The sequence below is a fragment of the Streptomyces boncukensis genome (genome assembly GCF_011045075.1).
GTDB lineage: Bacteria > Actinomycetota > Actinomycetes > Streptomycetales > Streptomycetaceae > Streptomyces > Streptomyces boncukensis.
Window position 1 is genome coordinate 1 of the sequence record NZ_JAAKZZ010000824.1, and the last position, 2,133, is coordinate 2,133.

General features: G+C 70.6%; 2 protein-coding genes and 1 pseudogene. 2 read left to right on the forward strand and 1 reads right to left on the reverse strand.

Annotated elements, in window-relative coordinates:
• Window positions 1-1,043: pseudogene (locus G5C65_RS39885) on the reverse strand (VCBS repeat-containing protein); the annotation flags it as partial.
• A 155-nt stretch (window positions 1,044-1,198) separates the two neighbouring features.
• On the opposite strand from G5C65_RS39885, the gene G5C65_RS36060 reads away from it, so the two are divergent.
• On the forward strand, window positions 1,199-1,996 hold the full coding sequence (locus tag G5C65_RS36060; RefSeq protein WP_165303269.1) for a hypothetical protein: 798 nt from the start codon (window positions 1,199-1,201) through the stop codon (window positions 1,994-1,996).
• A 19-nt stretch (window positions 1,997-2,015) separates the two neighbouring features.
• Window positions 2,016-2,133, forward strand: a 118-nt coding sequence (locus tag G5C65_RS40285) for a helix-turn-helix domain-containing protein (RefSeq protein ID WP_338146348.1), incomplete at its 3' end; no start/stop codon positions are given.

Consider the following 2,133-nt stretch of genomic DNA (forward strand, 5'->3'; position numbering starts at 1 on the left):
CGCGACCCCGTCCTCATCGGGGACACCGGAGCGGACCACGTCACCCTGGCCGCGCCCGGCGACTTCACCGGGGACGGACGCGTCGACCTCCTCGTACGCGGCGAGTCCTCCGGAGGCAATCTGTACGCGGTCGAGAGGTAGGGCTTGAGGGCCGCTCGGGAGACCTTGGCGCGGACGACGTGTCCGGAGGGGACGGAGACGGTCTTGTTGATGATCAGTCCGCCGTCGTCCTGGTAGCGGTGGCCGGTGGGCCACAGGTGGAAGACGGCCTTGACGGTGCCTCGATCCCGGTCCTTGACCTTGGCGTTGAGGTAGAAGTCGGTGTTGCCGATGGCGCGGTGCGGTGCCGTGTCGCCGCACCCGTGGCTGTTGCGCGTACTGACGGGAGACGTGTCCAGCCCGGAGGGGGTGTTGGGTCGGGTGTTGTAGGTGGTGGAGAGGACGGCGGACTTGGCCGCGAACTTCTTCCAGCCGTACACGCTCGACTCGTTGGTGGCCTTCAGTGCGAGCGTGATGGCCTTCCAGTGCTTGCCCGCGGCGTCCTTGGCGGCCTTGGTGGTGTCGAAGGCGAGGTTGCCGGCCGGGCAGGAGCTGCCCCAGCCCTTGGCGTCGGTGACGCTGTCGAGGGTCTCCCGCTTGGTGGGCTGCTTGTTCCAGGTGGTGCCGGGCCCGATGGGGGCGGTGCGCCACAGCTCGATCTTCCGCTTCGAACAGGACCAGGACCAGGTGTTCTTGATGCGGAACGTGGACTTGGAGACGATCTTGTCGGTGCTCCACAGGTTCTTGGTGTTCATGCGGAAGTACGAGCGGGCCAGCCCGTTCGTGTAGTTCTCGTACCCGGCCCGGGCGGTGTTGGTGCCCCCGTTGAACCCGGAGCCGTTGTAGTAGGCGGAGTCGGGGTGTTTCTTGTAGGCGATCGTCCAAGCGTAGCGCGAACCGGAAACGCTCGGGTTGAGGTGGACGGGGTACGTGGTGTCCTTGCCGGTGAGCAGGGCGGCGTCCGGGGTCAGGGAGAGCGTGTCCTCCTCGACGGTCACGCCCATGGCGGCGTCCCGTGCCCCGGGGCCCGGCTCCGCGTCTGCGTCCGTGCGGGTGCCGTCGGCGGTCGGTCCGGTGCTGCGCGAGCGGGCCGGGGATTCGGCTGCTCGGCGGCCCGGTCGCGGCAGCCGCTTCACTGGAGCTGCGCAAGACCCGGACCGTGGACCCGGTCCCGACCCGGCAGGTGACCGGCAAGGCGCCGGACAGGACCGATGAGACCGCCAAGCGGGCCTGGAAGTCGCACCGCAGCGGCTGGCCCCGGCCGGGTACGGCCGAAGGGGACACTCCCTCCCGGGCCGCGAAGTCCCGTCCGCTCCAGGCGGGTTCGGTCCCCGTCACGCTCACCCGCCCCGGAACGGGCCCACGGGACACCAAGAGGGGCCAGGAATCAGCCGAGCGCGTGCAGGTGCAGGTGCTGCCGCGCTCGACATCGAAGGCCGCCGGGGTCGAAGGCCCCCTGCTGGCGGTGCGCGGCCTCGCCTCTGAGGCTGCCGGGAAGCGCAAGGTCGGCCTGAAGCTGGACTACTCCGGCTTCCGTGGCCACTACGGCGGCGGCTGGGCCTCCCGGCTGCACCTGCGCCGGGTGCCGGCCTGCGCCCTGACCACCCCCGGGGAGCGCGGCTGCGCACCCGGCCAGGCGCTCAAGACCGCCAACGACCCCGACACCTCCACCCTGTCCGCGACGCTGCGGGTACCCGCGGTGGCCCGGGAGGACGCGGCACCGGACCCGGTCGCGGCCGAACCGCCGACCGCCCGGTCCGCAGCGGGTACGCCGTCTCGTATGACGCCGGAGAAGGGCACGGTGCTGCTGGCCGTGTCGGCGGACACGTCCGGGTCGGCCGGTGACCCGACCTCTTGGGCGCAGGCTCCTCCCTTCGGGGAGGGGTTAGCCCGTCCTCGTGCCGGAGCCGCGCAGCGGCGGAGTTCGCTGCGTTGTCAGTGGCGTGCACTATGTTGATCACACCAGCTGGAGGGGGGTGTTCCTGTTGTTGTCCGGCCGCCGGTACCGTCTCGCGCTCACGCCTGAACAGGCAGAGATGTGCGAGGAGTTCGGGAACATCTGTCGGTCTGTGTGGAACACCGCCCTCCACCAGC